Source organism: Paenibacillus thailandensis, from assembly GCF_042685365.1.
GTDB classification, from domain to species: domain Bacteria; phylum Bacillota; class Bacilli; order Paenibacillales; family Paenibacillaceae; genus Paenibacillus_AP; species Paenibacillus_AP thailandensis.
The window spans coordinates 135,543-153,268 of the sequence record NZ_JBHUMY010000013.1 but is presented as its reverse complement, the minus strand read 5'-3'; the positions used below and the strand labels follow the sequence as shown (position 1 = coordinate 153,268).

Sequence of the window (17,726 nt, the reverse complement as noted above, 5' to 3'; positions counted from 1 at the left end):
CTCTTCTCCTTCAGTTAGCCAAGCCTAGGGCGGAGACGGCGTCCGCCTTACGCTTATTGCTTGGTGAAATCGTAGTAAAACTTCGGCCGTTCTCCCAAAATGACCTTATAAATATCGTAGTTCGTATCCATAATGCCTTCGAGATATTCCTTGTACGGACGGTCGGCGACGTTGACGAGGCCGGAGTTGTAACGCTCGCCCCAGTAGGTTTGCCAATACCTTCCGCCTCCCGCCTGATCCACGTAGTTGAACAAATGCGCGCCGACGACGTAGCCGAGGCTGGCGACTCCTTCCACGTAGTTCCGGTACCGCATGCCTCTTTCGAACTGATTGGTTGCCGAATTCGGCAGCAGCGCCTTCAGCCCTTGCTCCGACGTCCCGTATCCGAATTCGCTCATCAGCAGCGGCTTCCCGCCCGATTTCTCGTAGACGTCCCGCAGCAAATCCGTCTCCAGCTTATAGCTGTAGTAGTTAATGCTGATAACGTCAAAATATTTGCCGGCGATTTCGGCCAGCGGCGTCCGGAACTTCTCCGTATGGAACGGCGTCGTAATCCAGCGGTCGCCGAGCACCAGATGGTTCGGGTCGTACTTGCGAATCAGATTCGTCATCGTGCCGTAGAACGTGTCCACGTAATAATCGAAGAAAGCTTCCATATCCCGCCACGATTGCGAGGTCGCGAGCGTAAGCTCCGCTTCCTTCACTTGATCGAACGAAGTGAAGCTCGTCCGCCAGCTGCTGTTGAACGCCTCGATCGTGCCGTATTTCTCCTGCAGCGTTTCGACCAGACGGCCTTTGATCGCGGCTTTGCTCGCCTTCAGCTTCGGAACGTGCGAATAGAACTTATGGTACTCGAATTCGTTGCCGATAAAGTAGCCGATCAGCATCGGGTCGTCCTTGTACGGCTCGACCGCGCCCTGGATCGCCTTCTCGAGCACCGTTTCCGCCTCCGGAGCGAAGATGTCGAAGATTTGAATGCCGTCGATTTTGGCCCAGTCCATGCTGTCCACCGGAATCATCCGGGTATGCGGCAGATTGTTCTCGGTGCCGTACCTCTCCGGCGAATAGCCGCCGGCGCTGTTGAAGCCCCACTTCTTAAGCCGTTCCGCCGCTTCCTGATAGATGGAATGCTCGGTCGGGAACACGCCGTCCTTGTAATATTTGTTCTGCATGTAGAACGAGTAGTTGCCTTCGCTGATATACGCCTGCTTAAAGACGCTCGTATAGGAAGGAACCGCTTCGAACATCTCCTCCCGGCCTTTCACCATCGTGTACGTTTCGACCGGCGTAACGACGTTCACCCCAAGACTGAAGTACAGATTGCCTTCCGGCGTCGTCATCACCTTGCGGTCGCCGATCTGCTGAATGTCGAAGAAGCCCGTCGCTTCAAGCCCGTATTTCTCGCGGCTTCCGGCCAATCCGCCGTAGGCGTCCCTGTCCGCCGGCGGGTTCAAGCCGCCGTAATATTCCGCATCCCGTTCGGCGTCGGCCTTCAGGTCGTCCACGCTTTTCACTTTGCCGGAGAAGTTCGCGTCCGCCATTTGACCGAAACGATCGATCTGATAATCGGCGTTGCCGTTCACGGCGTATTTCCGGACCGGGCTGGGCTCCTTCCCGTTCTTCACCGCGTAAGTTTCAAGCTCGGTGTAGGACGTAAGCTGAAACGGTTCGACATACGTCTTGAATGCGGCGTCTTCGTTCAACCGGTAATAAATGTTGGCCCCTTCCGACAGGGAGGACAATTCGACCTTTACGCCGTAGTCGTTCCTCGTTGTATTAATCGTGGGCGACGCGGTATTGAGGTTGATCTGCACGCTCGAAATTTGCGGCGTCCACGCCTTGGAAGAGCCGTTCACTTGAATGCGCAAATATTTCGTCCCGGCCGGCAGCATATCCATCTCATAGGCGTATTGCTGCCAGTTGGAAACCGCTTTTCCTACAGTGTAGCTCTCCGCGGCGATCTCTTCATACGTCTGTCCGTCTTGCGAGACGAAAAATTTCGGCTCCTCGATCGGGTAGCCGGTAAAATGATAGCCGCGAACCAAAAAGGAAGACATATCGTAGTCCGTCTTGTAAATCAAATAACCCGGATTCGTCGACGTGCGCACCGCTCTGCCCGTATCTCCGCCGTAATACGACGGGTTATCGCCAAGCACGTATACGCTTGCGCGGCTCGCGGTAAGATCGAACGTATCGAGCGGATCCTCGAAGCCGCCGCCCGGATCAAGCGCGCCGTTCGGCACATAATGATAAGCGGAGACCCGGCTGGCCGCCGACCTTCCGGAAGCCGAGTGATTGACGGCCGTCGTCTTGATCGCCGTTTCCTCCAGCACCTCGATAGGAGAGCTGTAATGCTTGCGCGTAACCGAAAACCGCGGATCGCTTCCGTCCAGGGTGTAATAAACCGTGTCGCCTTCGTGCGCGCGGATTAACCTAACCATACTGCCGTATGGGACATCGCCCGAGGAAAGGCTGGCGGCGACGCTGAGCGCTCCGTTCAGGACCACCTTGCCCAGGGACAGGGCCCGATCGGCATCGCTGCCGGCATACTCGATCTTGAGATAACGGGTCGTCCAGCGAAAGTCGCGCCCTTCATACGTAATCTGGTCTCCGTCCCGATACACGGACGGCGTCGCTTTCACGTAATTTTCCCCATCGCTCGACACATAGAAATTCAAGCTGTCGTACGAATCGTCGCCCTCCCGGTAATAAGCGTAGACCGAGAACGTGCGGAGCGGCGTATCGATCCGATATACAATCGACTCGCCGGGCATTCCTCCGCTTCGGACGCGGGTCGGGTCGACATCGTCTTCCACGGTCGCAAGCGATAGGCTGTTCGAATGCGTAAAAACGCGGCTCCAATCCGTAAAATCGTCGACTTCGATTTCGGGAGACGTAATGCTGCCGAAAGTTTGCGTCGGCCCAAATATAAAGAGCATGCCGAATACGAGTATTATGGATAGCCGCGCGCCACCTCTGCGCATGATTTCTCTCTCACCACCTTGCCATACTCCCGTCAGTTATACGTTCGCAGTACCCCGTTAATCAAGCCGTTGTTATATATGATTTTGCTGACGTTCCGGAAGATCCGGCGTCTGTCGAAAAAGAAAACGACCGAAAGAAGAGCAAAAACCGGCACCTTCAAGAGCGACTTCAGGAACAACCCCGCTTTCCGCTCCGAGCTGACCGCCTTGCTGACGCCCTGCCAATAAATGCGGCGAAGCAGCCATTTCCGGCTGATCCGGCTGCGCGGTATTTTGTGCCGCACCCACGCATACGGCGTATAGTAGACGGTATAGCTGGCGCGGATGCGATCGATCAGCTCCGTCTCCTCGCTGGAGAGCAGATTGCTCCCTACCCTTCCCAAATCTTCGCGGAACGGCTTCATCGCATCGAACACCGACATGCGGAACGACACGTTGGCCCCGAACGGCATCGCCGGCTTCTGCATCTCGACGATCTCGTCGGCGTAATCCAATATCGTATAAAGCGTCCGGTTCTCCGGAAGCAGCCAATTCGGCTCTTCGCCTTCCCAGGCCGGTTCGATCTTGCCGCCGATGCAGCCGATGCGGGGATCGGACTCGAACAGCGAAACGATGCCCGATATCCATCCTTCGCACGCAACCGCGTCGTCATCGAGAAACAGGATGTAGTCGCCTCTGGCCTCCCGGATCGCGCGATTCCGCGCTACGGACAAGCCGAGCCGCTCTTCGTACACGTACACGATCGGAATCGTCGTGAGACGTCCGGCGTCTTGGACGACCTGCTTCGTATGGTCCGTGGAGCGGTTGTCCACGACGATGACCTCGAACGGCTCCGCAAAGTCTTGGCGCATCAGGCTGAGGAGCGCTTCCTCCACATCCGCCGCTCTGTTATGGGTGCAAATCGCAACCGTCGCTTTCATGCTTCACCTCGTACCGTTTTTGTTCAAATGATAAGGACGATGAGCATCCATTCGTCATCGCCTTATATTTCTCGCCGAAACCGTCTGCCCTTCCATCACGGCGATGTCGTTTCGGTTTGCCATATAAACATGGATCATTCGGCCGGCTATCTTCTTCCAGTCCAGCTCGGCCAGCTTCTTCGCGATATGCTTCTCCGTCTCTTCCCTATTCAAGCGGACCGACTGCTCCAGCGCCTTGCGCAGACCTTCAGGGTCGGCCGGATCGTACAAGATGCCGCCGCCTTCGGGAATATATTCGGAGAGCGATCCGAGCTTCGGCGCAACGACCGGTTTATAATACGACAGCGCCAGGATGGCGCTGCCCGAGGTCGTAATTTGATTGTAGGGCAGCACCACGACGTTGCCGGCCCGCAAATAGTCGACAAGCTCGCTGTCGTCCACGAACTTCGGATACACCTTGATTCGAGGGTCGTTCGCCTTGTCGATAAAGTCCAGGCTGTAGCCGTCGTCCACCTTGCCCGCGATCAGCAGGTGGGCGGAATCGAGCTTCAAGGCGGTAAACGCCTCGACCAGTCTTTCGATTCCCTTGTACGGATTGATTCGCCCGACGAACAGGAACAGAAAGTGATCGCTCGGAATGCCGAACCGCTTGCGGATATCGGCGCCGCCGGCCGGATAAGCGTCCACGTAATGCCCGTGCGGCGTAACGACCAGCTTGTCGGGGCTGACCCCGAACGTCTCGACCGCTTCCCGCTTGACGGACTCGCTAAGCACGAACCCTTTGTTGCAGACGGCCAATATATATTTCCGCATCAGGTAATCCCACTTCGTTTTGCCGGTCGAATGCGGCCATATGTTGTGCACCGTCCAGAAAAGCCGAACGCCGCGCAGCTTGAAGAACAACAGCAGCGCGGCGTAGAGCAGCGATTTCACGATCGTCAGCGGGAACGAGGAGGCCTGATACGAATAGCTGGGCCAATGCATATGAACGATGTCGCCTTTGGCCGGCTTCAATGCATTTCTCTTGTCATAATGCTCCACATGAAGCCCGTTGTCCTCGACGGACCGGGTCAGCAGCTCCGAATACTTGTTGTCCGGGCTGAACTTGGGCCACATGTAAACGGTTGGTTTACCCATCCACTCCACCTGCTTTTCCTCTGCTTTTAATGATGTTTTTCTCTTTCAGCCGGCCGATCAGAAACCGGAAATCGCCTTTATCGAACAGCATGCCGCGAATGCTTACGCGGAAGGAGACCCGCATCGCCGCGATCGTGATCAGCATTCGCACCAGCGCGCCGGCCAGCAGCGCCAGCGCGATGCCGTTCAGCCCGAACATCGGGGTGAACAGGAAGAACAGCCCGACCGTAATGGCCAGAGCGATGATCTGCCTGAGCAGCACGAGACCGGGACGGCCCAGAGCGTTGAACGAAGCGGCCAGAATCCAAGATCCGCCCCCGAGAATGCATTCGATGGACAGCAAGTAGAAGGCGGTGCTCGCCTCGAGAAATTCCTTGCCGAACAAGAGGCCCATCAGGAACCTGCCGATGAACATGCAAGGAATGACCACGATCGTCATCAGCATCAGCGAGAGACGGAACGCCCGGCCGACCGTCGCGATGATTTTGTCTTTATCGAGTCCCGCCAGCTTCGGGAAGATGACGTTCGATATCGCCATCTGCACCGTGTTGAAGACGCGGGACAACGCGTAAACGACGCTGTAAAGCCCGAGATCGCGCGCGCTAAGCAGCGACAGGATAATAATCTTGTCGAACTGCGAATAAAGCGTGCCGAGCAGCTCGACGCCGAACACCCGGCTTCCGTAGCCGAACATCAGCTTGGCCGCCGTTCGGTCGACCACCCGCCGGAACCAGTCGATCTTAAGCTCGTTCCGCAGCCGGTAGAGCGACCATACGACAACAAGGAGCGTCGTGATCAGAAAGACGGCGGCGGCCGCATGGATGCTCAGGACGCCGGCGGCGAACAGCACGGCGATGCCCGCCAGATTGAACAGCGGAACGAACAGCCTTACCCCGTTATACACGTTGAAATGATCCGTGCTTTGCGCAAGCGCGGCGATCAGGTTGACCGCCAGCAGCATCGGGAGCATCAGGACGGTGTACCATCTTGCCGTTTGAATGACGTCCTCCGGGTAATTGCCGAGCCACACCGGCATGAAGGTCCACGCGATAATCCCGACGACGATGCTGACCGGAATCTGGAACAGAAATCCGGCCTTGATGAATTCCGCTCCCATGCCCTTGCTGCGCTTCATGTTATAGATTAGAGAGGTCGGAAGGCCGAAGCCGACGACGCCGGCAAGGAACGTCGCATAGAACTGAATCGCCGTAAATTCCCCTTTGCCGACGACGCCGAACATTCTCGCCGTCATGATCGAAATGAGCGTCGTCAACGCCATAACCATAATGTTGGCCGCGCTCGTATGCATGATCGTCTGGATAAGGCCGTTCCCTCTCATCAGCTTGCGAATTGCCAATTGTGCCATAGATTACCTTCCCGCGCCAGCCTTTATTTTGTGCCCGGCAGCGCCCGCGTAAGCCGCGCCGGCGACGGCCGTTCCGCCCGCCGGCGCCAGGAGCGAACGGTAAAGCTCCAGATGCCGCTCGAGCAGCGATTGCTTCGTAAAGCCGCGGCAATGCTCGAGGCATTGGCGCGTAAGCTCGCTTTTCCGCTCCGGCGGCATCGCGTAATGACTCTCCAGCTTCTCCTTGATCGCCTCTGCGCTGCCGGGAGCGAACAGGTGGCCCCGATCGACCACGACGTCCGGGATTCCCCCCACCGCCGCGGCATACACCGGCGTCCCGACCTGGTACGATTCGATGATGACCCGGCCGAACGGCTCCTCCCAGATGGAAGGAACGACCGTCGCGTCCATGCGGCCCATCAGCTCCCGCGCCTCGGCCGGCTTCACCTTGCCGGTGAAGACGACGCGATCGTCGTCCCGGCACAGCTGCGCAAGCTCCGCCTTCAGACTGCCTTCGCCGCATACGTACAGCGTGCCGACCGTTTCAGCCGGCAGCATCCGTACCGCCTCGACCAATTCGCGGACGCCTTTCTCCGCCTCGATTCTCCCGAAATAGCCGACGCGAAGCGGCCTATGGGCGAAATCTTTGCCGGCCCCGGCGATATCGCCGTCGACGACGTTCGGAATGACGAGCTTCGCCGCGTTCGGGAACAGGCCCGACCCGGTATGGCGGTTCAAAATATGCGAGGAAATGCCGACGACGGCCGACACCCTTCGGCTGAAGCCGAGCGAGGTTCGTTTATAAACCGAGGACAATAGCGGATTCGAGATCGGCGAGCTGACGGGCGAAATAAGCGAATAATCCCGCAGCGTATGAACGATCGGCACGCCCGCCTTATGGAAGGCGGTCCAGATGCCGGCTCCGAAGCCGGACAAATTTTGCGTATGGACGAGATCGGGCTGAAGCTCCGCAATCAGCTTCGCAACCGTCCGGATCTGAACCGGATTGTAGAGGTCGATAAGCCGCCGGGCCACTTTGTGCAGCGTGCTTTTGCCCTCCCCGGCTCCGAGCCAATACAAGTTGTTGTACGGAACGCGGTGCACCGTCACGCCGTTTACGCGGTCGGTCGTCACGCCGGAGCTTCTCTTCTGCGGACCCGTCGTCAGCACATGGACCTCGGCCTCGGCCGCAAGCGTCTCGGCCAATATTTGGGTCGATATTTCCGCTCCGCCGATAATATGCGGACTATACAAACTGTTAGCTATTACGATTTTCATGCCCTGCTTCTCCATTCGCTGTAGATGGGTTTCGCGGCAAACTCCCGCCTCTTCGCCCGTACCGGCTTAAGCGCGGGAGCCTCGCCGAACACGGCTTCCATATCGAACAATCCGCCCCGGATGAAGCCGACGAGCAGCCAGAAATTAAGAAACGCGTAAGAGTCGAAATTCATCACGAGCGACAAGCATAACGCAAAGGCGAATTTCGAATAAGGATTGGCGCCGCAGCTGCGGAATACCGAGACGAGAAACCCTCCGAAAAGAATGACTCCGATTAATCCTTCCTCGGCGAACACCTTCGAGACCAAAGCCCGGGAGGTCGCCGCTTCGGGATGAATATAGACCAGGTTGTACACTTCCGTAAATTTCAGTCCGCTGCTGAAATATTGCCGGAGCAGCTCGGCCGCCTCCGTATGATAGAAGCCGCCGCCCAAGCCGAAGATCGGATGCCGGATAAATTCGATAAAGCCGATCGCCGGGAACGCGATGCGGACGAAGACGGAATTGTCGTTCTGCCACATCTGGGCGAAGTTGAACTGGAACCGGTCCGTGAAATAACCGCTGATATTGAACGCCTCGATCAGATACGGCACGCCGAACCCGATCACGAGGACGCACGCTCCGAGAATGACGATCATGCGGCCTCTGTTCTTGTTCGTCGTCAGCACGTAGAAGACGAGCGCGAGCAGCAGCACCGTATAAGCGTAAGAAGAGAACGACAGCACCATCAGGAGCGCCGTGGCGACAAGCAGAACGATCTGCTTGCGGAAGCCCCGCTTATACAGGAAGAACATAAGCAGGCCGCCGCTCAGCATATGGATCGCCGCCCACGACGGCTCGCCGGACAGCATCTGGATCCGCCGCGTATACACCTTCTCGGAGAATAAGCCGGTCAATGCGCCGGAGAATCCGTTCTTGACGACAAAGGCGTCTGCCAGCTGCAGGAAACCGGCGGCAAGCGGCGGCACGAAAGCGACCGTAACGCATCGCGCGACGCTTTTCAGCAGTTCCGGGTCTTGCTTGATCTGCTCGGCCGCATATACCGATACGCGGTACATGGACAAGCCGAACATTTGCGTAACGACATGCGAGAAGCTGCTGCCGATATCGCCGCTCGCCGCGGCCACGACCATCGAATGCCCGATGCTGTACATCAGAAACCCGAGTAAAAACAAATCCCCCTTCTTGAACCTGAAATCGGTGAACAGGATCAACAAGGAGGCCGCAAACATCGGAAACATCGCGACCGGCCGATACACCGTGAACGGGATATACGGCAGGCTGTCGTACGTAAGCAGCGACAAGGATAACAGAAACATCGCCATAACTAGATTTCGAATGTCGATCACCTGCTCCTCGCGCAATTGCCCTACGATAAGATCAACTCCAAATTTTTACGTGTTGCCGAACTGCTGAAATGCCGGGACACATAACGGATCGAATTGCGCGATACTTTTTCGTTAATTTCTTTGTTGTTCAACAGCAGGAGCACCTTCTGCGCCATCTCCTCGTCGGATTCGCAGACGAACAGGTCTTCCTGGTTGACGGCGTTGATGCCTTCGCTGCCGATCGGATTCGTCACGACGGGAACGCCTAGCGACATCGCTTCGACGATTTTCGTCTTGATGCCGGTGCCGAACAGCAGCGGGGCGATCATGACCGCCGCGTCTCCCATCGCGCGCTTCACGTTGTCCACCTCGCCGGTCACGACGATATCGGGATACAGCTGTTGCAGACGAACCACTTCGGGGCTTGGATTTTTGCCGATAATATAAAACTTCGCATCCGGCGCCTCGCGCTTGACGCTTGGCCATATCTTCTCGCAAAAATAAACGACGGCCGAGCTGTTGTGGGGTATGTCCATCTTGCCGACGAACACGACCTTGTTCCGGTCGTAGGACCGGACGCTGCCCCCCGCTTTTTTGTCCGGATCGAAGCGCATCGGAATGCCGAGGCAGGAACGGTGGCGGATCGTATGGCTGAACGTTTCCGCTTCTTTGGGAGATGTGAAAACGAGATGCCGAAAGTTGGCCGCCACCTTCCTTTCATATTCGGCGAGCAGCTTGCTTTCGTAAGCGATCAGCCACTTCTGGATAAATTTCAGGTTGGCGAACCGCTTGAGGCCGGCGGGCAGTTTGTCCGCAAAGCCGCCGAAGACGGAAGGGATGTACTGGAACCACTCCAGCTGCCGCTCGTAGCGGAGCGAAAGCAGATCGTCGTAGCTGAGCACCTTTTGTCCCGCTCCGTCGGTCAAATATTCGGCCACCCGCACCATGTCGTACAAAATAACGTCCGGCTGCTCCTCGCGGATCAGCGCCTTGATCTTCCGGTGCGTCTTCCGGGAGTAATACGCCGAGACTTGCAGCGGCCACTTCCGCAGCAGCAGCGAATACACGACGGCGTTGTACAGCTTCTCCGCCATCCCCGGCGTCTGCAGGCAGACGAGACGGGAGATGGAGGCCGGCCGGTCCTTCAAATATTTCTGATCGTCCACGAACGATAGATTGATGATTTCGCAGTCGGGATAAATATCCTTCATTTGCTCGATATATTGCTGAAGCAGGTTTTTTCTGCCGTCCGTATTCGGAAACGGCAGACGATTCGTTATAAATATTATTTTTTTCATCGGTTACCCACCTCAGAAAGCATCTTTGGCTCCCAGAAACAATTTGAACGTCTTGAAAATAATTTTCAAATCGTTCGCGATGCTCCGGTTGTTAATGTAGATCAAATCGAGCTCGACCATCTCGTGAAAGCTGAGCTCGTTGCGGCCGCTCACCTGCCACAGCCCCGTGCAGCCGGGCGTCACGGCCAGCCGCTGCTTGTCGTATTCCGTATATTCCGCTACTTCGCGCGTAAGAGGCGGCCTCGGCCCTACGAGCGACATGTCGCCTCGCAATACGTTATAAAGCTGCGGCAGCTCGTCGATGCTCGTCTTGCGGATGAACTTCCCGACCTTCGTAATCCGCGGATCGTCCTTCATCTTGAACATCGCGCCGCTGATCTCGTTTTTGTCGAGCAGCTCCTTCAGCTTCTCCTCCGCATTCGTAACCATCGAGCGGAATTTATACATCCGGAACGGCTTCTCGTTCTTGCCGATCCGCGTCTGGTAGAAAAATACCGAGCCCTTCGGATCTTCCATCTTGATCAGGATCGCGACCAAGACGAACAGCGGGCTCAGCAGGATTAAGCCTGCCGCCGCGCCGATGATGTCCATGGTCCGTTTCGCGACGGAATAAAAAGTAACCTGATCGACGTCGCGTACGTTCAATACCGCATCTTCACGATATTGCGGCTGCGGCTGCATACGTTATTCCCCCCTCGCGCTGATAAGCTCTTTCGAAAGCTCGCGGTCGAGCAGTTCCTTCAGCTCCGTAATCAGCTGATGCTTCAGCTCGTTGTTCCGGAGCGCGAAATCGACCGTCGTCATAATAAAACCAAGACGCTCGCCGACGTCGTAGCGTTTGCCTTGGAAATCGTACGCGTATACGCCCTGTTCCACGTTCAGCTTCTGGATGGCGTCGGTCAGCTGGATTTCGCCGCCGGCCCCGATCTCATGCTGTCCGAGATAGCCGAATATTTCCGGCGTAAGCACATAGCGGCCCATAATCGCCAGATTGGAAGGGGCTTGTCCTTTCGGCGGCTTCTCCACGAAGCGGTTCACCTGCACGAGGCGGCCGACCGTCTCGCCGGGATCGACGATGCCGTAACGGTCGGTCTGATCCTGGCTGACCGGCTGAACGCCGATAACGGAACGGCCGGTTTGCTCGTATTGCTCGATAAGCTGCCGGGTGCAAGGCACTTCGGCTTCGACGATGTCGTCGCCGAGCAGAACGGCAAACGGTTCGTCGCCGATGAAGTTGCGCGCGCACCAGACGGCGTGGCCAAGCCCTTTCGCTTCTTTCTGCCGTATATAATGGAGGTTGACGTTCGACGATTTACGAACCTTTTCCAAAATATCAAGCTTGCCTTTGTTCTCCAGCGTGTACTCCAGCTCAAAGGCAATGTCGAAATGGTCCTCGATCGCCCGCTTGCCTTTGCCCGTCACGACGATGATGTCTTCAATGCCCGACTCGATCGCTTCTTCCACGATGTACTGGATGGTGGGCTTATCAACGATCGGGAGCATCTCTTTCGGCATCGCTTTCGTGGCCGGCAAGAACCTTGTACCTAGTCCTGCTGCTGGAATAATGGCTTTTCTCACTTTTTTCATCGAATCACCCTATCCTTTTTATTTTTTTGTTCTGCGCAGATTCTAAGATGCAAGCCGAAACGACCTCGTCTTTCAAGACATAAGGACGCATCGTTTCGGCAAGAAATATAAGTCCAGTATAAGATTGGAAATTATACCTTCTTATATTTCTAAAAATGCGAGCTATGCTCTCCAATATCCGGAAAGCATAGCTCGGACTTTTAGATCGCTTAAAGTCCGAGCAACCTTCACGGGGCATCTAACCCCTCCTCACGTCACATCCTCGACGATTTACGTCTAAGGCCGCCAGGCCCACAACATGACCGAGTGCCTCCAGTGATAAAGGTGCGGGAGACATTACCTTTCCTTCGTTCGCCCTTAAGGCTGCGGGAAGGAAACCGCCGCGTTAGCCGTTTAGCCGTAAAGCGGTTGTTTCTTCGGTTTCATCCGGTTCAGCACGACGCCGACGATTCTCGCCTTCACATGCTCCAGATGGGCTTTCGCTTTGCGCGCCGTTTCTTTCTTGGCTTTGCCCGAGTGGACGACCAAGACGACGCCGTCGCTTTGGCTCGCCACAAGCTGGGCGTCCGCCATGTTCATGATCGACGGCGTATCGACGATCACCGCGTCGTATTGCTCCCGCATCCGGTCCAGCAGCTCCTCGAGCCGTTTCGAGGAGAGCAGCTCCGCCGGATTGGGCGGCGTAGGGCCGGACGGCAGAACCGTCAAGTTGTCGGTATCGGTCAGCTGAATGACGTCGAGCGCATCCGTCTGGCCGAACAGCACGTTCGTTAACCCTTTATGGTTGCCGACCGAGAAGATGTGATGCTGCGCCGGCTTGCGCAAGTTCGCGTCGATCAGCAGCACCCGTTTGCCGGCCTGCGCGAAAGCGACGGCCAGATTGGCGGAGGTGGTGCTTTTTCCTTCGCCGGCGCCGGAGGAGGTGACCGCAATGACCTTCATCTCCTGGTCCATGGCGGAAAACTCGATGTTCGTTCGCAATATGCGGTATTCCTCGGCGATCGGCGATGCCGGATTGGCATTCATCACAAGCTTCCAGTTGTCGTTAAGATCCGAGCGAGACATTTTTCTCCCTCCCTGTCATCGGTTTCGCGCTAGGGCCGCCGCCGTCCATGTCCTTCTGCTTGATCTTGGCGATCGAGCTCAGCACCGGAAGCTCCAGCACCTCGGCCACGTCCTGCTCGGTTTTCACCGTGTCGTCCAGAAATTCAAGCAAAAAGCAAAGGGCAAGACCCGCCATGAACGACAGTATGAAAGCGACCGCCACGTTTACGACGAGGTTCGGAGAGACGGGCCCGCGGGCTTCCTCCGGATCGGCCTGGTTCAGAATCGCAACGTTGTCGACCTTCATAAGCGTCGGCACCGTCTTCTGGAAGACGGCGGCGACCGCGTTCGCCATCCGGGCCGCCCGCTCGTACGAATCGTCGCGTACCGTAATGGACATCACCTGCGTTTCGCTGACCGAGCTGACCGACACTTTGCCGAGAAGCTCGCCGTACGTCGTGTTCAGCTGCGGGTATGCTTCGGCGACTTCCTTCATAATGCGCGGCGTCCTGATTACTTCTTTGTAGGTTTTGATCAGCATCACGGTCGAATTGATCGAGCCGAGATCCATCGTCTCCACAGGGGAGCTGCTGTCCTTGTAGTCGTTCACGATGAGCGAAGTCGTCGCTTCGTACTGCGGCGTTATATACGCGACGGTATAATAACCGACGGCCGCGCAGCTTACGATGACGATAAGCGCCAAGATCCACAGCCTCTTCTTTACGACAAGCCAATAATGTTTCAGTTCCAACAGCGGTTCCTCCGATACATTCTTTTCTTTTTTGAAAATAGATGAGGATGATAACCTCGATAAATATATTCGTTATGAGTAATATTATTCGTTCTAATTATTCATTTTGCGACCATACAGGTAAAAAATAACACGAACAGAATAGCTACATGCAAGTTACGTAGCTATTCGTTCTTTCGTCCGATTCAGAAACTGTTCGATTGTTCCGCCTTGTATGACATGCTCCACCATTTCTTCCGGGCCGGCGTCAATGCCCTTCTGCTTTAGCGCGTGCGCCAGCAGCTTCGATATGTCCAACGGTCCGTTCGAATACGGCATGCCCGACGCCTGCAGCAGCTCGGAGAGCGCCGGAGGCTTCCGGCCATGCCTTCCTAGCGACGGATCCTTCTCCAAACGCGCCAGAAACTGCTTCAGCCTTTCTTTCTTCATGATTTGAGGCTCATTGCGGTTCATCTTCGCTTCCCTCCATCCGTCTCGTATCGGCGGCTTCTATCCGCTTGTAGCAGCGGCTCAGCCGTCTGTCTGTTTTTCTACGAATGTCTGATCTTGCGGCGAGTGTGCCTGGCCATCGTTTGTTCAGTACTAAGTATGACACATTGGGTAGCATGACGATTAGGGGAAAAAGACGTAGTTTAAATTAGTCTTTCGTATTCATTTTCAAAATTGTTTTCATAAGAATGGTTTCCTAATTTTTAGAATGAGAGATTTTTCGTTTTTCTCATTCCGCGAACTTCTTCATTAATTTTTTCTGTCTTTCGTCTAATTGGAAACGTTTGCTATTTTACGGCCAATCCGACTTCCGCACGATCCGAAGCTTGCGCCCGACATCCCGTCCCTCCTTATAAAAGCTGGAATTATGCCGGCTTGGTCCGGCTCGTCCGAGCGCCGGGTAAGCCTATTGTCCGCGCTCTCATCGTTTGCGGAGAAACCGTCGACCCACGTCCTAGGCAGCCTAGGAGCAAAAGCGCATTTTTGAAGATACGGTTCCGCGACTAGAAAAAGGGGAAAAAAATCGATTTTCGTCGTTTTTTTCCCTTTAGGGCGGACACAAAGCCATAAGCCCCGGGTCGGATCGACGCCGAGCCCATGAAAAAAGCCCTTACATTCATTGCCTGCATGCAAGGGCCGAGCTTTAGCCGTTTATTTCCTTATCCATCCGTCATGTATCGACAGTTCCCTTATCGGTTTGGCCGGAGTACCGGCGACTAACGTATTGGCCGGCACGTCTCTCGTCACCGTGCTGCCGGCCGCAACGACCGCGTTTTTGCCGATCGTGACTCCCGGTAAAATTAATGCTCCCGTCCCAATCCAGGCGTTGTCGTGAATCGTAATTTTTTTCCGCAGGTCCTTGCCTTCGTCGGCCGGCTCCACCGCATGGTAGACGCTGTCGAATATGCTTGTCCGGGGGCCGATCTTCACGTTGTTTCCGATATACACCTCTTGATTGGCCGCAATGCCCACTCCCGCGTTAATGAGCACGTCGTCGCCGATCGTCAGCTTCGCTCCTTTTACGACGGTAAGCTGAGTGCCCCACGGCCGGCCGATAACTTTGAGCCGCTTGCCCACCTTCAATTCGCCGTACTTATTTACGTAAACTTTCCCTTTAACGCGGGGCAGAGCGGAAATCGAAGGCTGGACCTTGCCGAAAACGGCGTATCCTTTCAATCTCGACACGATCGCTGTCGCTTTATTGAGCAGCATAAGTCCCCATCTCCTTTGGATTCGTAGTTGTTTGTGCAAGGGGCCGATACCTCCTCGGTACGTCCTTATCTTAGTACAGTGCCATGCCGCGAACTACCGGCCAGAGAAGGATATATTTCCGACTTTACGACCGTTTGGGCGGCCGGAGGTACCACACGGCGTAATGGCTCGCTTGAAGCGTCGCCCGGTCCGCTCCGGCCGCATTGGCGCTTATGCGCCTCATTATATTGATGCGATTAACGAAAACAGCCGCTTCGGAGCTGTCGCTCCAAAGCGGCTGTTCGGAAGTTATCGATACGGATAAGGAATAATGACCGGAACGTACGCTACATACTCCCTGCCGAAGCCGGGGCCGCCCCATGGCCCGGGCCCGCCCATGCCGCCGGAGCATTGCGGATGCCACGGAAACCATTGGCACCACGGCGGCCGAGGTCCCGGTCCGGGGCCTGGACCCGGTCCGGGAGAAACGGGCAGCGTGGGGCCCAAATATTGCAGACCGACCAAGTCCTGCGTGCTTACTTGCATAAACTGAAACGTCCCGTTTGGATTAATGACGTTCATGGACACGACGCCCGCGCCCGGACCCGCTCCCGGCGCAGGTGGCTGAAAGGAAACAAGCTGCCACGTCACAAGACCGAATCCGGGGATGCTGGAACGGAAATAATGTCCGATTCTTCCTTGAAAGATTTGCTCGGTAATCACTTCAGGGGGTACCAGTTGAACGGACAAGTGTAATCATCCTTCCCATTAGGTTTACACTAGTTATATGCCCGTATGCCAACGCGTGGTTCCTGCTATCCGCAGATGCCCAGTTAGCGGCCTCCTTAATGGACCGCTAACCGGCAAACGGCTCCGCCGCCCTTGGAACAAGGACGGAGGAGCCGTTTATTTTCGGATGATCGGATAATTTCGCGCAACCTCGGCGCTCTTAATACGTAGCTATATCAGTTGAACGGCAAGCGCAGGCCTGTTAAAGCCGAAAGACGCCCGACATACCCGTCGCAAGGCCCGTTAATGCGACGCCGCTTCGTCCACGAAAGCGAGCTTCTTCCGCTGCAGCAGCACGAGAAGGACGCCCAGAAGCACCATGACGCCGCCGAAATAAAACGGGATGCTGGAATTAAACCATTCGCCCAGCTTGCTGGTCAGCCACGGCGCAATCGCGCCGCCCATGAACCGCAGAAAGCTGTAAGCCGCGGAAGCGACGGAGCGCTCGACCGGCGCGGACCCCATAACGGCCGTCGTAATAAGCGTATTGTTGACGCCCAGGAACAAGCCCGACACGACAACGGCGGCAATAACGACGGCAGGCTTGTTCGCTCCCGCTCCCATGATAAGCAAGGTGAGCGCGAACAAGATCAGAACGGCGGCCAACGGTTTGACGGTGCCGAATTTCGTTTGCAGCTTCGGAGCTACGAACACGGACGTAACGGCCAGACAGAAGCCCCATCCGAAAAAGACGTAGCCAAGCCCGTGCTCGTCAAGCTCCATGACGTACGGCGCATAGGCCAGCAGAGAGAACATGCCGAAGTTGTACAGAAACGCCGTAAAACCAAACGTCCGCAAAGCCGAAAAGCCAAGCGCCTTGAACGGAGCGCTGATCGGGCTCGGTTTGCTTGGACGGGCGACCTTCGGCATGACGAACAGAATAAACAGGAAGGCGATGCCCATTAGAACGCTGACGCCGAAGAACGGGCCGCGCCACGAGATGGAGCCAAGCTCCCCGCCAAGCAGCGGGCCGACCGCGATGCCGACGCCAAGGGCGGCTTCATATAAAATAATGGCTTTGGCCGTGCCGGAGGTCGACAGCCCTACGATCGCGGACAAGGCGGTAGCCAGGAACAAGGCGTTGCCGATTCCCCATCCGCCGCGCAGCCATACGATGCTGTTGATCGCATCGGAATTGCCGGCGAGCCCGGCGAACAGAACGATCATGAAAATGCCGACGAGCAGCGTCCATTTCGTACCGAGACGGCTCGAGACGAAGCCGGTAATGATCATCGCGAGGCCCGTCATGAGGTTATAGCTGGTGAACAGAAGCGATACCTGGCTTTTGCTGGCGTCCATGCTCTTGGCAATGGCCGGCAGAATCGGGTCGACCAAGCCGATGCCCATGAAAGAGATTACGCAAGCGAACGCAATGGCCCATACCGCCAGCGGCTGCTGCAATACGCCGGTTCGTTTCCGTTCCAATTCTTGATAGGTCGTGCCGGTTGAAGACATACTAAAACTAACATCTCCCTCTAAAAGTAGTTGTACGATACAATTTCATATAATTGTAGTATACAACTTGTTGCGCGGATGTTCAATTGCATTTTCATTCCTTTTCAAAACGCGCCTATTTGAAGACGCG

General features: G+C 56.0%; 15 protein-coding genes. All 15 read right to left on the bottom strand.

What is annotated here, in order from left to right; all coding sequences use genetic code 11:
• Window positions 1–53 precede the first annotated feature (53 nt).
• Complete coding sequence (locus ACFSW5_RS14335) at window positions 54–2,984, bottom strand: chitobiase/beta-hexosaminidase C-terminal domain-containing protein (protein ID WP_379274253.1); 2,931 nt, start codon at window positions 2,982–2,984, stop codon at window positions 54–56.
• 32 nt (window positions 2,985–3,016) lie between these two features.
• Window positions 3,017–3,904 (bottom strand): glycosyltransferase, encoded by an 888-nt coding sequence (locus ACFSW5_RS14330; RefSeq protein ID WP_379274250.1) that lies wholly within the window; start codon window positions 3,902–3,904, stop codon window positions 3,017–3,019.
• Window positions 3,905–3,958: 54 nt separating this feature from the next.
• Window positions 3,959–5,041, bottom strand: a complete 1,083-nt coding sequence (locus ACFSW5_RS14325) for a glycosyltransferase family 4 protein (RefSeq protein WP_379274248.1) — start codon at window positions 5,039–5,041, stop codon at window positions 3,959–3,961.
• On the bottom strand, window positions 5,034–6,407 hold the full coding sequence (locus ACFSW5_RS14320) for an oligosaccharide flippase family protein (RefSeq protein ID WP_379274245.1): 1,374 nt from the start codon (window positions 6,405–6,407) through the stop codon (window positions 5,034–5,036). Before ACFSW5_RS14320 ends, ACFSW5_RS14325 begins: the two co-directional genes overlap by 8 nt.
• Window positions 6,408–6,410: 3 nt before the next feature.
• The gene (locus ACFSW5_RS14315) at window positions 6,411–7,664 is read right to left on the bottom strand and encodes a glycosyltransferase family 4 protein (RefSeq protein WP_379274243.1); all 1,254 of its coding nucleotides are present in this window, start codon (window positions 7,662–7,664) and stop codon (window positions 6,411–6,413) included.
• Window positions 7,661–9,013: an O-antigen ligase domain-containing protein gene (locus ACFSW5_RS14310; protein WP_379274241.1), complete on the bottom strand. Its 1,353-nt coding sequence runs from the start codon at window positions 9,011–9,013 to the stop codon at window positions 7,661–7,663. The genes ACFSW5_RS14315 and ACFSW5_RS14310 overlap by 4 nt, the downstream gene beginning before the upstream one ends.
• A gap of 20 nt (window positions 9,014–9,033) precedes the next feature.
• The gene (locus ACFSW5_RS14305) at window positions 9,034–10,290 is read right to left on the bottom strand and encodes a glycosyltransferase (protein ID WP_379274239.1); all 1,257 of its coding nucleotides are present in this window, start codon (window positions 10,288–10,290) and stop codon (window positions 9,034–9,036) included.
• A gap of 12 nt (window positions 10,291–10,302) precedes the next feature.
• On the bottom strand, window positions 10,303–10,971 hold the full coding sequence (locus tag ACFSW5_RS14300; RefSeq protein WP_379274237.1) for a sugar transferase: 669 nt from the start codon (window positions 10,969–10,971) through the stop codon (window positions 10,303–10,305).
• A gap of 3 nt (window positions 10,972–10,974) precedes the next feature.
• The gene (galU, locus tag ACFSW5_RS14295) at window positions 10,975–11,877 is read right to left on the bottom strand and encodes a UTP--glucose-1-phosphate uridylyltransferase GalU (protein WP_379274235.1); all 903 of its coding nucleotides are present in this window, start codon (window positions 11,875–11,877) and stop codon (window positions 10,975–10,977) included.
• Between the two features lie 393 nt (window positions 11,878–12,270).
• Complete coding sequence (locus ACFSW5_RS14290; RefSeq protein ID WP_379274233.1) at window positions 12,271–12,942, bottom strand: CpsD/CapB family tyrosine-protein kinase; 672 nt, start codon at window positions 12,940–12,942, stop codon at window positions 12,271–12,273.
• Window positions 12,923–13,672 carry a YveK family protein gene (locus tag ACFSW5_RS14285; protein WP_379274231.1) on the bottom strand — a complete coding sequence of 250 codons (750 nt, stop codon included), beginning with the start codon at window positions 13,670–13,672 and terminating at the stop codon, window positions 12,923–12,925. The genes ACFSW5_RS14290 and ACFSW5_RS14285 overlap by 20 nt, the downstream gene beginning before the upstream one ends.
• A 156-nt stretch (window positions 13,673–13,828) precedes the next feature.
• Window positions 13,829–14,125: a hypothetical protein gene (locus ACFSW5_RS14280; RefSeq protein WP_379274229.1), complete on the bottom strand. Its 297-nt coding sequence runs from the start codon at window positions 14,123–14,125 to the stop codon at window positions 13,829–13,831.
• Between the two features lie 687 nt (window positions 14,126–14,812).
• A complete protein-coding gene (locus tag ACFSW5_RS14275; protein WP_379274227.1) occupies window positions 14,813–15,412 on the bottom strand; it encodes an acyltransferase in 600 nt (199 codons plus the stop codon).
• A gap of 249 nt (window positions 15,413–15,661) precedes the next feature.
• Window positions 15,662–16,102: a hypothetical protein gene (locus ACFSW5_RS14270; protein ID WP_379274225.1), complete on the bottom strand. Its 441-nt coding sequence runs from the start codon at window positions 16,100–16,102 to the stop codon at window positions 15,662–15,664.
• Window positions 16,103–16,384: 282 nt separating this feature from the next.
• Complete coding sequence (locus ACFSW5_RS14265; protein ID WP_379274223.1) at window positions 16,385–17,596, bottom strand: MFS transporter; 1,212 nt, start codon at window positions 17,594–17,596, stop codon at window positions 16,385–16,387.
• Between the last annotated feature and the right edge of the window lie 130 nt (window positions 17,597–17,726).

Bases quoted from the DNA above. Each gene is read 5' to 3' on its own strand.
- ACFSW5_RS14320 (WP_379274245.1), bottom strand. From the start codon at position 6,407: ATGGCACAATTGGCAATTCGCAAGCTGATGAGAGGGAACGGCCTTATC.
- ACFSW5_RS14330 (WP_379274250.1), bottom strand. From the start codon at position 3,904: ATGAAAGCGACGGTTGCGATTTGCACCCATAACAGAGCGGCGGATGTG.
- ACFSW5_RS14325 (WP_379274248.1), bottom strand. From the start codon at position 5,041: ATGGGTAAACCAACCGTTTACATGTGGCCCAAGTTCAGCCCGGACAAC.
- galU (WP_379274235.1), bottom strand. From the start codon at position 11,877: ATGAAAAAAGTGAGAAAAGCCATTATTCCAGCAGCAGGACTAGGTACA.
- ACFSW5_RS14265 (WP_379274223.1), bottom strand. From the start codon at position 17,596: ATGTCTTCAACCGGCACGACCTATCAAGAATTGGAACGGAAACGAACC.
- ACFSW5_RS14315 (WP_379274243.1), bottom strand. From the start codon at position 7,664: ATGAAAATCGTAATAGCTAACAGTTTGTATAGTCCGCATATTATCGGC.
- ACFSW5_RS14335 (WP_379274253.1), bottom strand. From the start codon at position 2,984: ATGCGCAGAGGTGGCGCGCGGCTATCCATAATACTCGTATTCGGCATG.
- ACFSW5_RS14305 (WP_379274239.1), bottom strand. From the start codon at position 10,290: ATGAAAAAAATAATATTTATAACGAATCGTCTGCCGTTTCCGAATACG.
- ACFSW5_RS14290 (WP_379274233.1), bottom strand. From the start codon at position 12,942: ATGTCTCGCTCGGATCTTAACGACAACTGGAAGCTTGTGATGAATGCC.
- ACFSW5_RS14300 (WP_379274237.1), bottom strand. From the start codon at position 10,971: ATGCAGCCGCAGCCGCAATATCGTGAAGATGCGGTATTGAACGTACGC.
- ACFSW5_RS14280 (WP_379274229.1), bottom strand. From the start codon at position 14,125: ATGAACCGCAATGAGCCTCAAATCATGAAGAAAGAAAGGCTGAAGCAG.